Annotated in this window: 13 protein-coding genes; 5 read left to right on the top strand and 8 right to left on the bottom strand. The window is 74.6% G+C overall.

What is annotated here, in order from left to right:
- Window positions 1-15: 15 nt before the first annotated feature.
- From ACFVVU_RS04470 to ACFVVU_RS04460, 3 genes are all read right to left on the bottom strand, one after another.
- On the bottom strand, window positions 16-705 hold the full coding sequence (locus ACFVVU_RS04470) for a nitroreductase family protein (protein ID WP_380686499.1): 690 nt from the start codon (window positions 703-705) through the stop codon (window positions 16-18).
- A gap of 79 nt (window positions 706-784) precedes the next feature.
- A complete protein-coding gene (locus ACFVVU_RS04465; protein WP_380686501.1) occupies window positions 785-2,422 on the bottom strand; it encodes an ABC-F family ATP-binding cassette domain-containing protein in 1,638 nt (545 codons plus the stop codon).
- A gap of 109 nt (window positions 2,423-2,531) precedes the next feature.
- Complete coding sequence (locus ACFVVU_RS04460; protein ID WP_387788360.1) at window positions 2,532-3,773, bottom strand: hypothetical protein; 1,242 nt, start codon at window positions 3,771-3,773, stop codon at window positions 2,532-2,534.
- Window positions 3,774-4,213: 440 nt separating this feature from the next.
- On the opposite strand from ACFVVU_RS04460, the gene ACFVVU_RS04455 reads away from it, so the two are divergent.
- Window positions 4,214-5,821 (top strand): ABC-F family ATP-binding cassette domain-containing protein, encoded by a 1,608-nt coding sequence (locus ACFVVU_RS04455; RefSeq protein WP_387788359.1) that lies wholly within the window; start codon window positions 4,214-4,216, stop codon window positions 5,819-5,821.
- Between the two features lie 51 nt (window positions 5,822-5,872).
- Here ACFVVU_RS04455 and ACFVVU_RS04450 read toward each other — a convergent pair whose 3' ends face one another.
- Window positions 5,873-7,354 (bottom strand): S41 family peptidase, encoded by a 1,482-nt coding sequence (locus ACFVVU_RS04450; RefSeq protein ID WP_387788358.1) that lies wholly within the window; start codon window positions 7,352-7,354, stop codon window positions 5,873-5,875.
- A 236-nt stretch (window positions 7,355-7,590) separates the two neighbouring features.
- Here ACFVVU_RS04450 and ACFVVU_RS04445 point away from each other — a divergent pair, with 236 nt between their 5' ends.
- Both ACFVVU_RS04445 and ACFVVU_RS04440 read left to right on the top strand, forming a co-directional pair.
- Complete coding sequence (locus tag ACFVVU_RS04445) at window positions 7,591-7,803, top strand: hypothetical protein (protein WP_344322900.1); 213 nt, start codon at window positions 7,591-7,593, stop codon at window positions 7,801-7,803.
- A gap of 32 nt (window positions 7,804-7,835) precedes the next feature.
- The gene (locus ACFVVU_RS04440; RefSeq protein ID WP_380681448.1) at window positions 7,836-8,207 is read left to right on the top strand and encodes a toxin Doc; all 372 of its coding nucleotides are present in this window, start codon (window positions 7,836-7,838) and stop codon (window positions 8,205-8,207) included.
- Window positions 8,208-8,236: 29 nt separating this feature from the next.
- Here the strand turns inward: ACFVVU_RS04440 and ACFVVU_RS04435 are convergent, their stop codons facing one another.
- The 4 genes from ACFVVU_RS04435 to ACFVVU_RS04420 all read right to left on the bottom strand — a co-directional run bounded on the left by ACFVVU_RS04435 (window position 8,237) and on the right by ACFVVU_RS04420 (window position 12,519).
- Window positions 8,237-8,968, bottom strand: coding sequence for a response regulator (locus ACFVVU_RS04435; protein ID WP_387788504.1), 732 nt, complete (start codon window positions 8,966-8,968; stop codon window positions 8,237-8,239).
- An 86-nt stretch (window positions 8,969-9,054) separates the two neighbouring features.
- Complete coding sequence (locus tag ACFVVU_RS04430) at window positions 9,055-10,353, bottom strand: sensor histidine kinase (protein WP_387788357.1); 1,299 nt, start codon at window positions 10,351-10,353, stop codon at window positions 9,055-9,057.
- A complete protein-coding gene (locus ACFVVU_RS04425; protein WP_387788356.1) occupies window positions 10,350-11,462 on the bottom strand; it encodes a hypothetical protein in 1,113 nt (370 codons plus the stop codon). The genes ACFVVU_RS04430 and ACFVVU_RS04425 overlap by 4 nt, the downstream gene beginning before the upstream one ends.
- 112 nt (window positions 11,463-11,574) lie before the next feature.
- Window positions 11,575-12,519: a hypothetical protein gene (locus ACFVVU_RS04420; protein WP_387788355.1), complete on the bottom strand. Its 945-nt coding sequence runs from the start codon at window positions 12,517-12,519 to the stop codon at window positions 11,575-11,577.
- Between the two features lie 234 nt (window positions 12,520-12,753).
- Between ACFVVU_RS04420 and ACFVVU_RS04415 the strand changes: the two genes are divergently transcribed.
- Together ACFVVU_RS04415 and ACFVVU_RS04410 are read left to right on the top strand one after the other, a co-directional pair.
- Window positions 12,754-13,941: a CaiB/BaiF CoA transferase family protein gene (locus ACFVVU_RS04415; protein WP_387788354.1), complete on the top strand. Its 1,188-nt coding sequence runs from the start codon at window positions 12,754-12,756 to the stop codon at window positions 13,939-13,941.
- A gap of 27 nt (window positions 13,942-13,968) precedes the next feature.
- Window positions 13,969-15,111 carry an acyl-CoA dehydrogenase family protein gene (locus tag ACFVVU_RS04410; RefSeq protein ID WP_387788353.1) on the top strand — a complete coding sequence of 381 codons (1,143 nt, stop codon included), beginning with the start codon at window positions 13,969-13,971 and terminating at the stop codon, window positions 15,109-15,111.
- The last annotated feature ends 14 nt before the right edge of the window (window positions 15,112-15,125 follow it).

Below are 15,125 nucleotides of genomic sequence, written 5' to 3'. Positions count from 1 at the left end.
CGCGCCGGGGGCGCGTCAGAGCCGGATCAGCACCTCGTCGAGCTCCTTGCGCCGCAGGTCCGGCACGCGCGCCCCCTCGGCGGGGTAACCCACCGGAATGACGTACGCGGCCCGTTCCTCCTGCGGCCGTTCGCACACCTCGTTGAGGAACTTCATCGGGCTCGGCGTGTGGGTCAGCGTCGCCAGTCCCGCCTGGTGCAGCGAGGCGAGCAGCAGGCCGACGGCGATCCCCACCGACTCCTTGGTGTAGTACGGACGCGGCGAGTTGGGGCCCTTGTGCACCTCGAAGACGACGATCACGGCCGGCGCGTCCTCCAGGAACGGCTTGTGCCAGTCGGTGCCGATCGGCGCCAGTGCGGCCAGCCACTCCTCGGAGGCCCGGTGCGCGTAGAACTCGCGCTCCTCGGCCTCGGCGGCCTCCCGCAGCAGGCGCTTGCGCTCCGGATCGGTGATCACCACGAACCGCCAGGGCTGCACGTGCGCGCCGCTCGGCGCGGTGTTGGCGGTGCGGACGGCCCACTCGACGACGCCGTCCGGGATCGGGCGCGTCGAGTAGTCGCGGACGGTCCGGCGCTGGTCCATCACGTCGTGGAATGCCTTGCTGCGGGCCTCGGCCTCGTGGGCGGGCACGGTCATGGGGGTGAGCGGGACGGTCGGGTAGGACACGTCTGCCACCGCGCTGTCGAGCGCTGTGCTGTCAACCATGGGCGACAGCACAGCACATGACGGCGGGCCGGGGAAGAGGTCTGGACCTCCCCTCCCGGCCCCGCCGCCGTCTCCCCGGCTACAGTTCGCGGACCCGGCCGCCGCCGACCTCGATCCGCCGGTTCACCGCGACGGTGTCCAGCATCCGCCGGTCGTGGGTGACCAGCAGCAGCGTGCCGGTGTACGAGCCGAGCGCCGACTCCAACTGCTCGATCGCGGGCAGGTCCAGGTGGTTGGTGGGCTCGTCCAGCACCAGCAGGTTCACCCCGCGAGCCTGGAGCAGCGCCAGCGCCGCCCTGGTGCGCTCGCCGGGGGAGAGGGTGTCCGCCGGGCGGAGCACGTGCACCGCCTTCAGGCCGAACTTGGCCAACAGGGTTCGCACCTCCTCCGGCGCGAGCTCCGGGACGGCGGCGGCGAACGCCTCCAGCAGCGGCTCCCCGCCGAGGAACAGCCCGCGGGCCTGGTCCACCTCGCCGACGACCACGCCGGAGCCCAGCGCGGCGCTGCCCCCGTCGAGTTCGAGCCGGCCCAGCAGGGCGGCCAGCAGGGTGGACTTGCCCGCGCCGTTGGCGCCGGTGATGGCCACCCGGTCCGCCCAGTCGATCTGCAGGTCGACCGGGCCGAGCGTGAAGTCGCCGCGCCGGGCGGTGGCCCCGCGCAGGGTGGCGACCACCGAGCCGGAGCGCGGCGCGGTGGCGATCTCCATCCGCAGCTCCCACTCCTTGCGCGGCTCCTCGACCACGTCGAGGCGCTCGATCATCCGCTGCGTCTGGCGGGCCTTGGCGGCCTGCTTCTCGGTGGACTCGGTGCGCATCGCACGCCCGATCTTGTCGTTGTCGCTGGACTTGCGGCGCGCGTTGCGCACGCCGTTCTCCATCCAGCCGCGCTGCATCCGGGCCCGGGCCTCCAGGCCCGCCTTGGTATCGGCGTACTCCTCGTACTCCTCGCGGGCGTGCCGGCGGGCGGTCGCGCGCTCCTCCAGGTACGCCTCGTAGCCGCCGCCGTAGAGGTTGACCTGCCCCTGGTGCAGGTCCAGCTCCAGCACCTTGGTGACGGTGCGGGCCAGGAACTCGCGGTCGTGGCTGATCACCACGGTGCCCGCGCGCAGGCCCTTGACGAAGGCCTCCAGCCGCTCCAGGCCGTCCAGGTCGAGGTCGTTGGTGGGCTCGTCGAGCAGGAAGACGTCGTAGCGGGAGAGCAGCAGCGAGGCCAGGCCGGCCCGGGCCGCCTGGCCGCCGGACAGGGCCGTCATCGGTAGGTCCAGGGAGACCTTGAGGCCGAGCGAGTCGGCGACCTCCTCGGCGCGCTCCTCCAGGTCGGCGCCGCCGAGGTCCAGCCAGCGGTCCAGGTTCACCGCGTAGGCGTCGTCGGCGCCGGGCACGCCGTCCACCAGGCCCTGGGTGGCCTCGTCCAGCGCGGCCTGCGCGGCGGCCACCCCGGTGCGGCGGGCCAGGAAGTCGCGGACCGACTCCTCCGGGCGGCGCTCCGGCTCCTGCGGGAGGTGGCCGACGTTGGCGGTGGCCGGGCTGAGCCGCACCGAACCGCCCTCCGGGGCGTCCAGTCCGGCCAGCAGGCGCAGCAGGGTGGACTTGCCGGCTCCGTTGACGCCGACCAGGCCGATCACGTCACCGGGGGCGACGACCAGGTCCAGGCCGGAAAAGAGGGTGCGCTCGCCGTGGCCGGCGGCGAGGTCCTTGACGACGAGTGTGGCGCTCATGATGCCCCGATTCTAGGCGGGCGGGCACGGACGCCGCCGGGGGCGGCGGCACGCGGGGGTGCCGCCGCCCCCGGCGGGGAGGTCGGAGCGGGTCAGGCCGTGACCGGGGTCACTTGTTCTTCCTGGAGAAGTAGTCCAGCGCGTGCTGGGCGACGTCGTCCAGGTACGGGCCGGCCTCCCAGGTGTTGTCGAAGCCGCCGATGGAGGTGTCCGACACCAGGACCTGCCTGCCGTCCTTGGTGGTGAACCAGCCGCCGCCGCTGTCGCCGCCGGTGCCGTTGCAGCCGGTCATCAGCATGGTCGGGCGGGCCGGGTCCATCGAGCGGCGGGCCGGCTTGCCGGCCTCGCAGTGCTCCAGCTCCATGCCGTCGAAGGGCTTGCCGGCCGGGTAGCCGTAGGTGCTCACCGTGGCGATCTGCTCGCGCGGGGCGTTGAACCAGACCGGCACCGAGCCGCCGACGACCTCCTCCAGCGACTTGGCGCTGCCGTCCGGGTTGGCCACCCTGAGGATGCCGAAGTCGTACTGGCTCCACGGGCCGCCGTTCTCCGGGTCGGCCTCGGCCGTCCACTGCGGGGCGACCATGCCCGCGACGGCGCCCCACTCGCCGTACGGCTCGGCCTCGGCGAGCGAGCCCTGCTTGCCGCCGCTGACCGCGCCGGTGCTGTTGAAGGCCGGGGCGAAGGTGATGTTGGTGTGGTACTTGCCGCCCTTGCCGCCGTGCAGGCAGTGGCTGGCCGTCCAGACCAGGTTGCTCTTCCCCGGGTTGGCCGGGTCGGAGACGACGGTGCCGGAGCAGACGTAGTCCTGGTTGCCGTCCTGGAAGAACAGCTTGCCGTTGACGTGGGCCGGCTTGGCGTACGGGTGGGCGACGGGCTTCATCTCGACGAGCTTGGGCTGCGGGTCGTTCTGGCCGCCGCCGGTGCCGCCCGGCTGGGCGGGCGCGGCGCTGGTCGGCCGGTCCGTCGGGGCCGCCGACGTCGGCTGTGCGGTCGGTTGCGCGGTGGGCTGACCGGTGGGCTGGTTGCCCGGGCCCGGCTTGGCCGGCTTGGCCTTGAGGATCTTCTGGAGGTCCCAGAAGCCCTTGACCGCCGGGGTGATGACGTTCTGTTGGGCCCACTTGTCCCAGTCGTCGAAGCTCCACTTCTTGAGCTCGTCGGCGGTCGGCAGCTTGATCGGCGGCAGACCGCCCGGCTTGCCGGTGGAGCCCGCGGTGGTCGCGGCGGTCTGCGCGCCGGACGGGTCGGCGACCGGGTCGCTGTTGTCCGGACCGCACGCGGTCGCGACGACCATGGTCAGCGCGACGACGGAAGCGCCCAGCGCAGCACGCGTCGCCCGGGATATCGGTGACATCTGTTCTGTTCCCCCTGTGAATGCACGCCACGGCCGCGAGTGTCGAGCGGGTGGCAGGGGAGGAGTCTGCCATGCGCCGCGGACGACCCCCGTCGCCGGACCGTTCCGGGACGCGGCCGTCACCGGATCGGCACGTGATCGGCACCGAGAAAACCGGTTGCACGCCTCGGGGGCCGTCCGTAGCGTGATGCCTGCCAGTCGCCAGAACAGGAGAAGGCCATTGATCTACTGAGGTCCCGAGACACCGCCCCCGCCGCATCGCAGCCATGTCGCTGCCCGCGGTCCGTGAGTGTGCGCGTGCCCGACCTCAGTGGTGAGCCTGCCCGGCGTCCCCCGTCCTTCTGACGACCCCGGGCCCTCCCCTCCCGGTCCCCACCCGCACCCGCGGTGTCTCCCCGTGTTGCTCCACGACCACGTCGGCGACCTTCGGGAGGCTTTCCATGGCACAACCCACCACCTCACTGCTCTGCACCGACCTCTCCTTCGAGTGGCCGGACGGCAGGCCCGTCCTCGACGGCTTCCACCTCGCCGTCGGCCCCGGCCGCACCGGGCTGATCGGGCTCAACGGCGCGGGCAAGTCCACCCTGCTGCGCCTGCTGGCGGGTGAACTCACCCCCACCTCGGGCGTCGTCAGGGCGGCCGGCGAGATCGGCTACCTGCCGCAGGGCCTCACCCTGGACACCGGCCTGCGGGTCGACGAGGCGCTCGGCGTCCGGGCCGCCCGCGAGGCCCTGTACGCCATCGAGACCGGCTCCACCGACCAGCGCCACTTCGACGCGGTCGGCGACGACTGGGACGTCGAGGAGCGCGCCCGCGCCCTGCTCGACCGGCTCGGTCTGCACCGGCTCGACCTCGACCGCACCACCGGCGAACTCTCCGGCGGCGAGGCCGTCCTGCTGCGGCTGGCCGCCCTGCTGCTGCGCCGCCCCGACGTCCTGCTGCTCGACGAGCCGACCAACAACCTGGACCGCTCCGCCCGGCAGCGGCTCTACGAGACGGTGGCCGGCTGGGGCGGTGTGATGGTGATCGTCAGCCACGACCGCGAACTGCTCCAGCACGTCGACCAGATCGCCGAACTGAGGGACAGTCAGGTCACCTGGTACGGCGGCAACTTCGCCGAGTACGAGCGCACCGTCGCCGCCCAGCAGGAGACCGCCGAGCGGCTGCTGCGCAACGCCGAGGCCGACGTCCACCGCCAGAAGCGGGACCTCGCCGAGGCCCGGATGCGGCTGGAACGCAGCGCAAGTTACGGCAGGAAGCGTTCGGTCACCCGCAACGATCCGCACATCTTCGCCGGCAAGCTCAAACGCCAGGGCCAGGAGACCGCCGGCCGGCTCCAGGGCATGCACACCGAGCGGCTGGAGGAGGCCAAGCGCAAGCTGACCGTCGCCGAGGAGGCCGTCCGGGACGACGCGGAGATCCGGATCGACCTGCCCCGCACCGCCGTGCCGGCCGGGCGCACCGTGCTCACCCTGGACAAGGTCCGGCTGCCGTACGGCATCACCGCCGACCTCGACCTGCGCGGGCCCGAGCGGATCGCCCTGATCGGCCGCAACGGCGCGGGCAAGTCCACCCTGCTGCGCACCATCGCCGGTGAACTCGCCCCGCTGGAGGGCGAGGTCGTCACCCCGGTGCCGCTGCGCCACCTCCCGCAGCGGCTCGACCTGCTCGACGACGGGCTGTCCGTCGTGGGCAACGTCAAGCTGTTCGCGCCCGGCGCGGGGGACAACGCGGTCCGGGCCCGGTTGGCCCGGTTCCTGTTCCGCGGCGGGCGGGCCGACCAGCCGGCCGGCACGCTCTCCGGCGGCGAGCGGTTCCGGGCCACCCTGGCGGCGCTGCTGCTGGCCGACCCGCCGCCGCAGCTGCTGCTGCTCGACGAGCCGACCAACAACCTCGACCTGGCCAGCGTCCGCCAGCTCACCCAGGCGCTCGCCGCCTACCAGGGGGCGCTGATCGTGGCCAGCCACGACGTGCCGTTCCTGCGCGGCCTGGGCGTCACCCGCTGGCTGGAGCTGGACGGCGCGCTGAGGGCGGTGGAGCCGATGTAGCGCCGGTCGGTGCGGCACCGCCGATGCAGCACCGGCGCTCCGGCGCGGCGGTCAGCTCGGGCCGGCCCCGGCGGTGAGCAGCCGCCGGGCCTCGGTCAGGGCGGAGTCCTTCAGTCCGGCCAGCTCCTCCGGGGTGAAGACCGGGGTGCGGACGTCCGGCGGGATGCCCGGGCCGTCGAAGGTGCTGCCGTCGCGGGTGAGGAACTTCTCGTTCGGCAGGCCGATGAGCAGGTTGTCGGAGATCAGTTTGATCATGACGTCGGAGAAGACACCCTGGGTGTTCTCGCCGATCCGTACCGGCGCCGGGCGCCGTTCGGCCATCGCCTGGGTGAAGGTCTCGCCCGCGCTCACCGTCGAGCCGGCCGTGAGCAGGGCGATCGGCCCGGTGTAGCGGGTGGCCCCGGCGGCGGGCCGGACGGTGATCGGGTCCGGGCGGGTGAAGGCGGTCGGGTCGGCCGGGTCGTTGCGCGCCACCTTGCGGTAGGCGAGGAACGGCCGGTCGGTGAGCCGGGAGGCGATCCGCAGCCCCAGCGCGTCCGATCCGCCGCCGTTCAGCCGCAGGTCGATCACCAGGCCGTTCAGCCGGTCGGGGTGGGCCAGCAGGGCGTCCAGCGCCCGGTCCAGTTCGGCCTCCTTGGCCTGGTGGGGAGCGTCGGCCACGTACCCGTCGAAGGCGCTCACCCGCAGGTAGCCGATGCCGCCCGGGAGTTCGCCGACACCCAGCCGGCCGCGGCCGAAGGTCTGCTCGGGGGCGACGAGCTGGGCGGCGACCGCCCGGTCCGCCTGCTCCCGGGTCTCGTCGTCGGGATCCTGGGTGCCCGGGCGCTGTCCGCCGAAGACCAGGCCGTACCCGCCGTCGGCGCGCTTGCGCCCCAGCGCGGTGTGCGCGTCGCCGAGCGGTTCCAGGAGGCCGGCGAGGATTCCCTGGAGCGTGTCGGTGTCGGTCTGCGGGGTGATCCCTGCCCGCGCCTGCGCGCCCCTGGCTTGCCAGTCGATGCCCTTGGCGGCGAAGAAGGGGTAGTTCTCCTCGAAGTTCGCCCAGAACCGGTCGAAGACCGCGAGGGCGTCCTGCGGCGCCGGCCGCGTGCACTGGGCCGGCAGGCCGCCGGGCAGCCGGGACAGGTTCCTGGTCCCGGCGGCGGAGTCCTCCCGGTACACCGCCCGGTTGCGCCCCTGGGGAGTGAGCGTCAGCTCCGCGTACGCCTTGCCCGCCCGGCCGTAGCGAACGGCGCCGCCGGGCCCGGGCGTGCCGACCTGCGTGCCGCTCAGGAAGCCCGGGGTGCAGCTGATCCGGGTCACGTCGTAGGTGCGGAAGGTGGTCCCGTGGATCTCGATGATCGTGCTGTACCCGTCCGCCTGCCAGACGCCCTCCAGCCGGTTGACGCCCGGCCGCCCCGTCGCGCCGTCCCCGTCCGGCGCGCCGCCGACCGCCCCGACCGCCCCGGCCGCGCCCGCCGTCCCCGCCGTGAGCGCGAGCGCGACCGCCACGACGCCCGCCGCCCTGGCCATCGATGTCCTGTGTCCGATACCCATGCCGTGTCCTGTGCCTCCAGGTCCGGGCCTCCCCCGCGGAACCCCTCCGCCGCCCATGAGTTGACGGTACGGAGCGGTCCGGCCACCGCACGTCAGCCTGTGGAGCGGTCCGTACCCCGACCAGGGAGGTACACCGGCGGGGGCCGGATCCGACCGGCGGCGTACACCCGCCCGGGGCGGCCTCGGGGGTGCCGGCTCGGTGTCCAACTCCCTTGCGCTCCAGTACCATCGGCGCCATGCCAGCACTCAACATCGAGTACACGGAGCACGAGCTCGCCGCCATCCGCGAGGCGGCCGCCGCCGACGGCAAGAGCGTCAAGGCCTATGTGCACGACCTGAGTGTGCGGGAGCAGCAGCGCCGGGTGTTCGTCTCCCACGCGGTGGCGTTCTGGAACGCGCACCGCGAGGAGTTCGACCGGGAGTTCCCGGAGGACGCGCCGGCCGCCTGAGCGGGGGCGGGAGCGATGAGGGTGCCGCGATGATGCTGCTGCGGGTCGATCTGCGCTGGCTGCTCGACGTCCAGGAGCTGGCCTCGCCGGAGGACCTCAGCGTGCGGGACTACTCGGCGCTGCAGGCGGCCGTCGCCCGGCACCGGGTGAACACCGCGCAGCTGGGCCACGACGCCGATCCGGCCTGGTGCGCGGCCACCCTGATGCACACGATCGTGCTGCTGCGGCCGCTCCCGGTGCGCAACAACCTGTACGCCTGCATGACGACGGCGGCGTACATGCACGCGGCCGGGGAGGGCATCGACCCGCCGTACGGGGCGCTGGTGGAGCTGGCCCGGGACATCGCCGAGGGGCGGGCGGACGTGTTCGCGGCGGCCGACCGGATCCGCGACTGGCGGATCTGAGCACCGGTCCACGCCTGCCCGCTCCACGCTCAGCCCGGCAGCACGAAGCCCGACTCGTACGCGGCGATCACCGCCTGGGTGCGGTCCCGCGCGCCCAGCTTGGCCAGCACACCGCCGACGTGGGTCTTGACCGTCTCCTGGCTGACCACGAGCTCCGCGGCGATCTCCCCGTTGTTGAGCCCGACCGCCATCAGCCGCAGCACCTCCGCCTCCCGCCCGGTCAGCCGCCCGATCGGGCCCCGGTCGGACGGCTGCCGCCCGGTCCGCGCGGTGCCCGGCCCGCCGCCCGGGCCCGCGTACCGCAGGGCCAGTTCGCGTACGGCCGCCGGGAACAGCAGCGAGTCGCCGCGCGCGATCAGCCGTACCGCCTGCACCATCTCCTCGGCCCGCGCCCGCTTCAGCAGGAACCCGGCGGCCCCCGCCCGCAGCGCGTCGTACACGTGGTCGTCGTGCTCGAAGGTGGTGACCACCAGGATCCGGGGCGGGTCGGCCATCCCGCCGACCAGCTGCTCGGTGGCCCGGATGCCGTCGATCCCCGGCATCCGGACGTCCATCAGCACCACGTCCGGCCGCAGTTCGCGCACCAGCGGCACCACCTCGGCGCCGTCGGCCGCCTCGCCGACGACGGTGAGGTCCGGCTCGGCGTCGATCACCACCCGCAGACCCGTGCGCACCAGCCGCTCGTCGTCGGCGATCACCACCCGGACCGGACCGTCGGCCGCGGCCCCCGGGGCCTCCGCGACGTTCCCGCTGTTGCTCACCGCGCTCCCGTCGCTCACCGCGCTCCCGTCGTTCACCGCGTTCCTGTCGTTCACCGTGCCCCCGTCGTTCACCGCGTCCCCGTCGCTCACCGCGCTCCTCCCACCGGCAGCCAGACGGCCAGCCGCCACGTCGTCCCGTCGTCCGCCGGCCCGGCCTCGCAGCCGCCGCGCAGCGCCGCCGCGCGTTCGCCGATCCCGCGCAGCCCGCGCCCGCCGCCGGGCCGGCTGGGTCGCGACCGCCCGAGCGGGTTGGTCAGTTCGATCTCCAGCCGCCCGCCGGCCGGGGCGACCCGCAGCCGCGCGGGCGCGGAACCGCCCGGGCCGGCGTGCCGCAGGACGTTGGTCAGGCCCTCCTGGACGATCCGGTAGGCCTCGCGGGAGAACGCGGCCGGCAGTCGGTCCAGCCCGGGGGCCAGCTCGGCGTCCACCGCCAGCCCGGTGCGGGCCAGCTGGCGCAGCAGGTCGTCCAGCCCGCCGAGGGTCGGTCCGGCGGGCCCGGCCGCGTCGCCGTCCTCCTCGCGCAGCAGCCCCAGCACCGCGTCCAGTTCGGCGACGGCGCCGCGCGCGGTCTCCTCGATGGCGGCCAGCGCCTCCGCCGCGAACTCCGGGTCGGAGCGCAGCACCCGGGCGGCGGCCGAGGCCTGGATGCCGACGGCGCTCAGCGCGTGGCCGACCGAGTCGTGCAGCTCACGGGCCAGCCGGTTGCGCTGGGCGAGCACGGCGGCCCGCCGTTCGGCGGTGGCCAGCCGCTCGTCCGGGGTCGGGCCGAGCAGGACCGGCGCCCACCGCGCCAGCAGCCCGCCCAGGCCGGCGCTGGTGCCGACGATCAGCGCCAGCAGCGCGACGCCGAGCAGCGGACCGGGCAGCCAGCCGGGCACACCCCGGTCCTCCCAGAACCGCACCGCCTTCTCGAAGCCGGTCGGGCGCAGGATCAGCACCACCGCGAACGGCGCACCGGCCAGCGTCATCCCGCTGACCACGCCGCCGAACAGCAGGTGCAGCACGAACCACGCGGCCGTCCGCCGCCGGGCCGCCCAGGACCGGGCCGGGCCGGTGACCACCTCCGCCGCCCGCCGGGGCGTGCACAGCGCCAGGGCCGCCGCGCCCTCCAGCGCCCGGACGATCGGGACCAGGGCGGTGACGGCGGCCATCGGGAGCGAGACGGCGAGCGCGGCGAAGTAGAGCAGCAGTTGCAGCAGCGAGCCCTTGCGCGGATCCAGCGCCCCGAGCGCGACCGTCGCCAGCATCCAGTACGGCATCAGCAGCGCGCCGCCGAGCACCAGGTGCACCCAGCGCAGCCGGGCCCGCCGCCCGAACAGCGCACCCGCGGCCCGCCGCAGCGCGGCACCGCTCCCGTCCGGCTCCCGACCCGCCCCCGTGATCATTTCCCAGACTCTACGTCAGCGCCGCCGGGGGCCTCGGGGATTCCGGCGGCCGGGCCGGCCGCCGCGGCCCAGGCGGTGTCCCGGACGGTGTCCCGGACGGCGCCCGCCGCGGCCCGCTCGACCAGCGCGACCGCGCCCACGGCCAGCACCAGCAGCCCGGTCACCACCTGCGCCGACTCCACCAGCGGCAGCAGCCCCGGCACCGCCTTGCGCGGGTCGGCGGGGGCCGTGACGGACGTCCCGAACGCCACCAACTGCCAGGAGCCCCAGGCGAACACCGACCCGGCCGCCGTCCACACCACCGCCAGCGGCCCGCGCAGCCGCCACCCCGGCCGGAGCCGGAACACCAGCACCAGCAGCGCCGCCACCGCGGCCACCGCCATCACGGCCGTCACCGCGTCCATGATCGCCACGCTCCGGCCGCGCTGCTCCTGCCAGGTCACCGGCAGCCCGGCGCCCCCGCCGAAGGCCCAGTACAGCCGGGCCGCCGCGACCCCGGCGGCGAGCAGCGCGGCGACGCGGGCGAAGGCCCGCTGGGTGGTCAGCGTGGGGGAGTGCGGCAGGTCGCCGATCCGGTCGCGGCGCAGCAGCCCGGCCCAGCGCTCCCGGGCGTACAGCAGGAACCCGGTGATCAGCGCCAGCCCCTGGACGGCGAAGCCGCCGTACACCACGGTGAACACCCAGCTGCTCGGCCCTTCGTCGCTTCCGGGCCTCGCGGCCTCCGGTCCGAGCACCAGCGAGGACAGCAGGAAGAGCGGCAGGGCGACCAGGATGGTGCCGAGCAGCCCGGTCGCGACCCACATCGGGAAGGCCAGCAGCCCGGCCGGCGCGCGCCGCCCCCACGGCCGGACGAACGCGAGCGCCAGGACGACGGCGATGGCGTCCATGCCGAAGGTGAGCAGGTTGAGGAGCCACAGGTCGTCCATGGCGTCGGCGTCCCCGGCCCCGACCGGGTGGCCGGTGAGCCAGAGCAGCTTGAGGGTGAGGTACGGCACGGTCGCCGCGACGGCCGTCCAGGCGGCGGCGGTCCGCACCCGGCCGACGGGGGCGGGTACGGGCGCGGCGGGTGCGGGCGGGGCGGCGGGGAGGAGCGGAAACGTCGAGGTCATGCCCCCACGCTCCCGCGCACCCGCCCACCCGCACCTCCTCCGCCGACCCGATCCGCCTCCCCCGCCGGGGGGAACCGGAGGGGAGGCGGCGGTCCTCGGGGAGGAGGGGCTGCTAGGGGATGATCGGCTCGCAGCCGATCGCCTTGCCGGCGGCGGAGAGGAACCGCGTCCGGACGGCCTCGGTGCCGGGAAGCAGGCGTTGGCTCCTGAGGGCCGGGGCGGGGCGCTCCTCGTAGTGGAAGTACGTCCTCCGGCCCTGGCAGAGGGCCACCACGTCCTCGTTCGAGCTGCCGGCCCACGAGCTCCGGCCGAACGCCGTGGAGTGCTCCCCCTCCGGGGGGAAGTCCACCGCCCGGGGCTCGGTGACGACGACGAACGACGCCACGGGCCTCCCGGTCGGCTTGTCGGTCACCTCGCAGGACCAGACGGGGGAGAAGGCCGTGGTGGCCTGCTGGCGGTACCAGTCCTCGTGGTCCGCTTCGGGTGCCTTGGTGACCGCCATGCCGGGCAGGCCGCAGAGGTTGTTCCAGTCGACCGGCTGCTCCGCGCCCGCCGGGGACAGCGTCCTCGGCGCGGGCGGGGTGCTGCCGCAGTTGCGGTCCTTCGCGGCGAGGCCGGCGAGCTCGACGGCGAGCCGGGCGGTACCTTGCGCGTGGTCGCCGTCCTTCCCGTCGTGGCCGGTGCCGACCGAGGCCTGCAAGCCGGCGGGGCAGCCCTCCGGAAGCAGCGCCCACGCGCCGCCCGGAGTCACCGCACCCACCGCACCGTGCTCGGCGAAGAGCCGTGCCCCGGGGCGGGATTCGGCACCTGCGCTCCGGACCACGGAGATCCCGAAGCTGACGCTCTGCTCGGTGTCCCCGAACAGGCCGAAGCTCACCTTGGCGCTGCAGTACTGATTCCGGCCCACCGCGGTGGGCGAGTAGTCAGGGGACTTCTCCTCGCTGATCCGCCCCGGCCCCAGCGCGGCGTGCACGGCGTCGGTCGCCCGGGGCGCGGGACCGGCGAACGGCGAGGTACTGGGCGCGACCGGCCCGGTGGTGAACCCTGGGTGGACCATGTGCGGCTGCTCTTCCGTCCTCCGGATACGACGGGAGGTCAGCAGCCCCCCCGCCGGGCACGACGGTACCCGGAGGGTCTGTCGGTGTACCGACGCACCCTCCGTGGTCGAGCCCGCACGGACGCGTCACCAGGGGTGCGTCGAGGACGAGGGTCTTGTTACTGAACGGTCGCTTCCCTATCATCGCGAGTGTGACAGCTTTACTGTCAGACTTCGTCGACCCCCGGAGGGGCAGTGGCGTCCGAACGTGACGGCGTCGGGGCCGGGCGCGGCGGACCGCTGGCCGGCGTCCGGGTGGTCGAGCTCGCCGGGATCGGTCCCGGGCCGTTCGCCGCGATGCTGCTGGGCGACCTCGGCGCCGACGTCGTCCGGGTCGACCGGCCCGAACCCTCGCCGCTCGGCATCGAACCGGCGTACGACGTCGCGGGCCGCAACAAGCGCTCGGTGGTGGTCGACCTCAAGGCCCCCGGCGGTCCCGGCCTGGTGCTCGACCTGGCCGCCCGCGCGGACCTGCTGATCGAGGGCTACCGGCCCGGCGTCGCGGAGCGCCTCGGCGTCGGGCCCGAGGCCTGCCTCGCCCGCAACCCCGCGCTGGTGTACGGACGGATGACCGGCTGGGGTCAGGGCGGACCGCTGGCCGCCCGGGCCGGGCACGACATCGGGTACACGGCGGTGTCGGGCGCGCTCGGCCTGGTCGCGCCCACCGCACCCGCCGTGCCCGCGCCCGTGACCGACGCCCCCGAGGGGCCGCCCGCCCTCCCCGCCAACCTGCTCGGCGACTACGCCGGCGGCTCGCTCTACCTGGTCGTCGGCCTGCTCGCCGCCCTGCACCACGCCCGCGCCACCGGCGCCGGCCAGGTCGTCGACGCCGCCATCGTCGACGGCGCCGCCCACCTCACCGCCGTCCTCCAGGGCCTGCTGGCCGGCGGGCGCTGGCAGGAGCGGCGCGGCGTCAACCTGCTCGACGGCGGCGCGCCGTTCTACGCCGTCTACCCGGCCGCCGACGGCGGCCACCTCGCGGTCGGCGCCCTGGAGCCGCAGTTCTACGCCGAGTTCGCCCGGTTGCTGGAGCTGGGCCCGGACGCGCCCGGCCAGTGGGACACCGCCCGCTGGCCCGAACTGCGCGCCCGGATCGCCGCACGCTTCGCCACCCGGCCGCGCGCCGCGTGGGAGACCGTCTTCGCCGGGTCCGACGCCTGCGTGGAAGCGGTGCTGACGATGCGTCAGGCGCACGACCACCCGCACCTGGTGGCCCGGGGGACGTACGTCGAGGTGGACGGCGTGACCCAGCCCGCCCCCGCCCCGCGGTTCTCCGCCACCCCCGGCGCGCTGCGCCGCCCGCCCGGCCGGCCGGGCGCCGACACCGCCGAGGTCGCCGCCGACTGGGGCGTACCCGGCCTCGTCGCGCCGCCGACCGCCTGAACCGCTTACCCCGCCAAGGAGATTGCCGTGCAACGCGACCTCTTCACCGACGAGCACGAGGACTTCCGGGCCACCGTCCGGGCCTACCTCGCCAAGGAGGTGCTGCCGCACTACGACCGCTGGGAGAAGGCCGGCATCGTCGACCGCGAGGCCTGGCTGGCCGCCGGCCGGCAGGGCCTGCTCGGCCTCGCCGTGCCCGAGGAGTACGGCGGCGGGGGAACCGCCGACTTCCGCTACGCCGCCGTGCTGGCCGAGGAGTTCGCCCGGGCCGGGGCCTCCGGTCTGGCGCTCGGCCTGCACAACGACATCATCGGCCCCTACCTCACCTCGCTCGCCACCGAGGAGCAGAAGCGCCGCTGGCTGCCCGGCTTCTGCACCGGCGAGCTGATCACCGCCATCGCGATGACCGAGCCCGGCACCGGCTCCGACCTCCAGGGCATCCGCACCCAGGCGGTCGACCGGGGCGACCACTTCCTGCTCAACGGCGCCAAGACCTTCATCTCCAACGGCATCCTCGCCGACCTGGTGATCGTGGTCGCCCGCACCACCCCCGAGGGCGGCGCGCACGGTCTCGGCCTGCTGGTCGTCGAGCGCGGGATGCCCGGCTTCGAGCGCGGCCGCAACCTCGACAAGATCGGCCAGAAGGCCCAGGACACCGCCGAGTTGTTCTTCCAGGACGTCCGCGTCCCCAAGCGGAACCTGCTCGGCGAGCCGGACCAGGGCTTCCTCTACCTGATGCGCAACCTCGCCCAGGAGCGGCTCGCCATCGCCGCCGCCGCGATCGCCGGCGCCGAGCACCTGGTCGAGATCACCACCGCCTACGTCAAGCAGCGCGAGGCGTTCGGCCGGCCGCTGGCCAAGCTGCAGCACGTGCGCTTCGAGATCGCCGAACTGGCCACCGAGTGCGCCGTCACCCGCGCCTTCGTCGACCGCTGCATCACCGAGCACAACCGCTACGCGCTCACCCCGGCGGACGCCTCGATGGCCAAGTGGTGGGCCACCGAACTGCAGAAGCGCACCGCCGACCGCTGCCTCCAACTCCACGGTGGCTACGGTTACATGGCCGAGTACCCGGTGGCCCGGGCGTTCACCGACGGCCGCATCCAGACCATCTACGGCGGCACCACCGAGATCATGAAGGAGATCGTGGGCCGCTCCCTGCTCGACTGATCCCCGCCTCCGAT

The sequence above is a fragment of the Kitasatospora sp. NPDC057965 genome, from assembly GCF_042887135.1.
Classification (GTDB): Bacteria; Actinomycetota; Actinomycetes; order Streptomycetales; family Streptomycetaceae; genus Kitasatospora.
This window is presented reverse-complemented; position numbering and strand designations above follow the sequence as displayed.

Coding starts and splice junctions, on each gene's coding strand:
- ACFVVU_RS04470 (WP_380686499.1), bottom strand. CDS start 705: ATGGTTGACAGCACAGCGCTCGACAGCGCGGTGGCAGACGTGTCCTAC.
- ACFVVU_RS04465 (WP_380686501.1), bottom strand. CDS start 2,422: ATGAGCGCCACACTCGTCGTCAAGGACCTCGCCGCCGGCCACGGCGAG.
- ACFVVU_RS04460 (WP_387788360.1), bottom strand. CDS start 3,773: ATGTCACCGATATCCCGGGCGACGCGTGCTGCGCTGGGCGCTTCCGTC.
- ACFVVU_RS04455 (WP_387788359.1), top strand. CDS start 4,214: ATGGCACAACCCACCACCTCACTGCTCTGCACCGACCTCTCCTTCGAG.
- ACFVVU_RS04450 (WP_387788358.1), bottom strand. CDS start 7,354: ATGGGTATCGGACACAGGACATCGATGGCCAGGGCGGCGGGCGTCGTG.
- ACFVVU_RS04445 (WP_344322900.1), top strand. CDS start 7,591: ATGCCAGCACTCAACATCGAGTACACGGAGCACGAGCTCGCCGCCATC.
- ACFVVU_RS04440 (WP_380681448.1), top strand. CDS start 7,836: ATGCTGCTGCGGGTCGATCTGCGCTGGCTGCTCGACGTCCAGGAGCTG.
- ACFVVU_RS04430 (WP_387788357.1), bottom strand. CDS start 10,353: ATGATCACGGGGGCGGGTCGGGAGCCGGACGGGAGCGGTGCCGCGCTG.
- ACFVVU_RS04425 (WP_387788356.1), bottom strand. CDS start 11,462: ATGACCTCGACGTTTCCGCTCCTCCCCGCCGCCCCGCCCGCACCCGCC.
- ACFVVU_RS04420 (WP_387788355.1), bottom strand. CDS start 12,519: ATGGTCCACCCAGGGTTCACCACCGGGCCGGTCGCGCCCAGTACCTCG.